The organism is Streptomyces sp. CO7 (assembly GCF_053474865.1).
In genome coordinates this window covers 189,325-192,747 of sequence record NZ_JBRIOU010000005.1, presented here as the reverse complement: position 1 = coordinate 192,747, position 3,423 = coordinate 189,325, and the positions used below count along the sequence as shown (strand labels likewise).

5 protein-coding genes and 1 pseudogene are annotated in these 3,423 nt (G+C 74.1%); 3 read left to right on the top strand and 3 right to left on the bottom strand.

Annotation, left to right across the window (positions count from 1 at the left end):
• Positions 1-169, top strand: a pseudogene (locus tag ACOV8S_RS19295) (LysR family transcriptional regulator); the annotation flags it as partial.
• Positions 170-327: 158 nt separating this feature from the next.
• Here the strand turns inward: ACOV8S_RS19295 and ACOV8S_RS19290 are convergent.
• From ACOV8S_RS19290 to ACOV8S_RS19280, 3 genes are all read right to left on the bottom strand, one after another.
• Entirely contained in the window at positions 328-696 is a 369-nt protein-coding gene (locus ACOV8S_RS19290; RefSeq protein WP_448319052.1) for a hypothetical protein, read from the bottom strand.
• 1 nt (position 697) lies between these two features.
• Positions 698-1,183, bottom strand: a complete 486-nt coding sequence (locus ACOV8S_RS19285) for a TetR/AcrR family transcriptional regulator (RefSeq protein ID WP_448319051.1) — start codon at positions 1,181-1,183, stop codon at positions 698-700.
• 113 nt (positions 1,184-1,296) lie between these two features.
• The gene (locus tag ACOV8S_RS19280) at positions 1,297-2,346 is read right to left on the bottom strand and encodes a zinc-binding dehydrogenase (protein ID WP_448319050.1); all 1,050 of its coding nucleotides are present in this window, start codon (positions 2,344-2,346) and stop codon (positions 1,297-1,299) included.
• Between the two features lie 248 nt (positions 2,347-2,594).
• On the opposite strand from ACOV8S_RS19280, the gene ACOV8S_RS19275 reads away from it, so the two are divergent.
• Both ACOV8S_RS19275 and ACOV8S_RS19270 read left to right on the top strand, forming a co-directional pair.
• Positions 2,595-3,026 (top strand): DUF5958 family protein, encoded by a 432-nt coding sequence (locus ACOV8S_RS19275; RefSeq protein WP_448319049.1) that lies wholly within the window; start codon positions 2,595-2,597, stop codon positions 3,024-3,026.
• A gap of 107 nt (positions 3,027-3,133) precedes the next feature.
• The gene (locus ACOV8S_RS19270) at positions 3,134-3,397 is read left to right on the top strand and encodes a hypothetical protein (protein ID WP_448319048.1); all 264 of its coding nucleotides are present in this window, start codon (positions 3,134-3,136) and stop codon (positions 3,395-3,397) included.
• Positions 3,398-3,423: the final 26 nt, after the last annotated feature.

The window sequence follows — 3,423 nt, the reverse complement described above, 5'->3', positions numbered from 1 at the left end:
CTCCCTGACCGGAGCACCGCACTCGGTCGGGATCACCGCTCTCGGTTCCGACCGCCCCTTCCGGCAGGTCGGTTACGTGACCACGCCCGAACTGGCAGGCACGGCCGCGGTCCGCGCCTTGGTGAGGGAACTGCGGGGCACGATCCCCCCGGGCTGCGACCACCCGTAGCCGCGCCCGCCGCACGGGGGCGGTCACGGCCGGGCCCGGTCACGGCCGGGCCCGGTCACCGCCGGGCCACAGAGTCCCGGTCACCCTGCCGCCCGGTCACCCGGTCACCCGCGCCGCAGGACCCGCGGCCCCACACACACCCCAGGCGTCGCGCGAACTCAGGCGTCGCGCGCGAGGGCCCCCTCGATGAGCGCGACGGCCGCCCGCGGGTCCTCGACCTCCACCACCAAGCGGTCGTACGACTCCTCGTCCGCGAGTTCGACGACGACCGTCTTCTCGGGGTTCTTCACGTCCCAGAACACCCATTCCCCGTCGCGGCGGAAGCGGCCGGCCGTGATGACGCCCGGCAGGTGCGTACCGCCGAGCCGGACGCCCTTCGGCTCGCGCGCGATGCCGGGGTCATGGGTGGCGCCCCGTACGTGGGCGAGGGGGATCTCCAGGCGGCTCTTCAGCGCCCAGAGCTTGTCGAGACCCTGCATCTCCGCGATCAGCAGGTTTCTCTCACGGTCGATGGAGATCAAGGCCATGTCAGTACTCCTTGGGGTCGGCCGGCCGGGCCCGCAGGCGCAGACGGGCACCGAGAACGGTGGAGGCGAGCTGGGTGGCGGCGTCCCCGTGGCTGGGGCGCAGCGCGTCCTCCAGTGCGGTGACGCCTTCCTCGACGAGCGCGGCCACCTCGGGGTCGTGGGGGGCGCGTTCGGCGGCGGCCAGGAGCAGGAAGCCGGCGGCGGGACCGTCGTCGAACGTGGCGACGGCCCTCTCCAGCGCCTGCTCGGGATCGGTGATCGCGGCGACGGCCTCGACGGCCGGCCGGATCTCGCCCGCGAGGTGGGCGCGCAGAGCGGTCAGGTGCAGGCTCCGCTTGGAGCCGAACACCTTGTACAGGCTGCCCCGGTGGACGCCGGTGGCGGAGACGAGGTCGTCGACCGAGGTGCCCTCGAAGCCGTGTGCGGCGAAGAGGACGGCCGCGGCGGCGACGGCCTGGTCGGTGTCGAAGGCACGAGGTCTTCCCATGCCGATGATCGTATGAGATACGAGAACGATCGGTCAAGAACGACCGTTCTTTTACGAAGCCCGCCCGCGGCTCTCCCCTTCAGGGGTCCCCCTCGGGGCCCCGCAGGGCCCCCTCAGGGGTGCAGCACGAGCTTCCCCACGTGCCCCCTGCGGGCCAGCTCCTCCTGCGCCGTCGCGGCCTGCTCCAGCGGGAACGCACCGGCGATCACGGGCTCGACCTCGCCCTTGCGGGCCATCTCCATGAGCTGGTCGAACAGCCTCGGCGTGTGCATCGCCGAACCGATCACCTGCGCGTTGTGCAGGTACAGACGGCGCACGTCGAAGACCACGTCGTAACCGCCGAGCGCACCGGCCACCACCCACCGGCCGCCTTCGCGCAGCCACGGCAGACCGTCGCCCAGCAGGTCGCCGGCCACCACGTCGAGCGCCACGTCGACGCCCTCCGGCGCGAGCGCGCGCACCTGTTCGTCGATGTCCTGGGCCCGGTCGACGACGCCGTGCGCGCCGGCCCGGCGTACCGCGTCGAACTTGTACACGCTGCTGAGGGCGAGCACCCGCGCGCCGCGGGCCCGCGCGATCTGCACCAGCGCCAGTCCGACTCCGCCGGACGCCCCGGACACCAGGGCGGTCTCCCCCTTCCGCAGCCGGCCCCGCTCGACCATGCCCAGTGCCGTGCCGTAGGCGGTGGGCAGGGCCGCGAGCTGGTCGTCGGTGAGGGGGGAGGCGGTCACGTCGTGCGTCCGCTCCGCCGGTGCGGTCACGTACTCGGCGTAGCCGCCGTCGCGTTCGCTGCCCATCAGGCCCACCGGGTTGGCGTCGGGCCCCTCGGTCTCGTAGACGGCCGGGTCCACCACGACCCGGCGTCCGACCATTGCGTCGTCCACGCCCGGGCCGACCGCCACGACGCGCCCGGCGACGTCGGCGCCCTGGATGCGCGGGAAGTCGATCGGGCCCCGCCAGCCCGACAGTGCCCGTGGGTCGCCGGGCCGGCCGTACGCGCCGTCCCGGGTCCACAGGTCCGTGTTGTTCAGCGCCACCGCCGCGACCTGGACCAGCACCTCCCCGGCACGCGGCGTGGGCACGGCCACCTCCGCGGCCTCCAGCACCTCCGGCCCTCCGTGCCGCGTGATCCGCACCGCGCGCATGGTCCCGGGCACCACCATGGATCGACCTTTCGCGAGCTCTCGACACACCGGTCGGCCGCCACGCGGGCGGTGCCACCGGCCTCTGACCCACCCCGCGTACCGCGCCACGGGCCCCGGAAACAACCACCGGCGCCCGACGCGGCGCGGGACGGCTTCAGGCGATCACGCGATGCGTCCCGTCCCGTTGCGGGCAGAGCGCTCAAGGACCCACACTCGCCGTCCGGCCGTACCCGGTGGCCGGCCGCCCGACCCGGGAGGCACCGCGGTTGCACGAGCACGAACGCGTCCTCGACGAGCTGGCCCAGGGCCTGTGGCCGCTCACCGAGGGCCTCGCCTGGTTCGAGGCACTGGACGAGGAGTCACAGTCCGTCGTGCTGCGCGACCTCGGCCACTTCTGCCACCAGGCCCACCCCACCCGCGAGGAGGCCGTCGAAGCGGTGCGCCTCTCAGGGCTTCGGCCCACCCACACTCCCTGTGTCCTGATCGTCCGGGGACGGGCCGACGAGCAGGCAGGGCACGTCGCCACCCTGCGGCCGCGACACGAGCGGATCAAGGCCTTCCGGCTCCTGGTGCGCCTCCTCGCCGTCGCCGACGCACGCCGTCGGCGGCACTGCGGCGACAGGTGCTCCCACGACTGGCACCGGCTCTCGAAGCCGACGGGCGAAGCGGCGTCCCGTTCCCCCGGTGACGGGACGTGAGCCGGTTCGCATACCCGTGCCCCTGCCCGTCCGTCTGTCGGTGGGGCCGCGCCGCCGCGTAGGGTGCAGCGACGCCGCACCGCATGCCGAGAGGGAGGTCAGGGCGGGTGAACACGACCCGGTACCGGATCGAGGACCTGGACAAGCTGCCGCCGGCCTTCGCCACGGCCATGGGCATCGTCCTGCTGGGCATCCTCGCCCTGGTGGCGTGGGGCCTGTGGAAGATCCCCGACCACACCAGGCTCAGGAGCCCCGCCGCGCGGGAGCGGGCCGAGCGGCGCAAGGAGAGCCAGAAGCGGCAGAAGGCGCTGCGGGACCGCCGCGAGGCCCTGCAACGCAAGGCGGGGCGACGCCGCGACGGGGCCGCCTGACCGCCCCACCGCGCGCACCGCCCCAC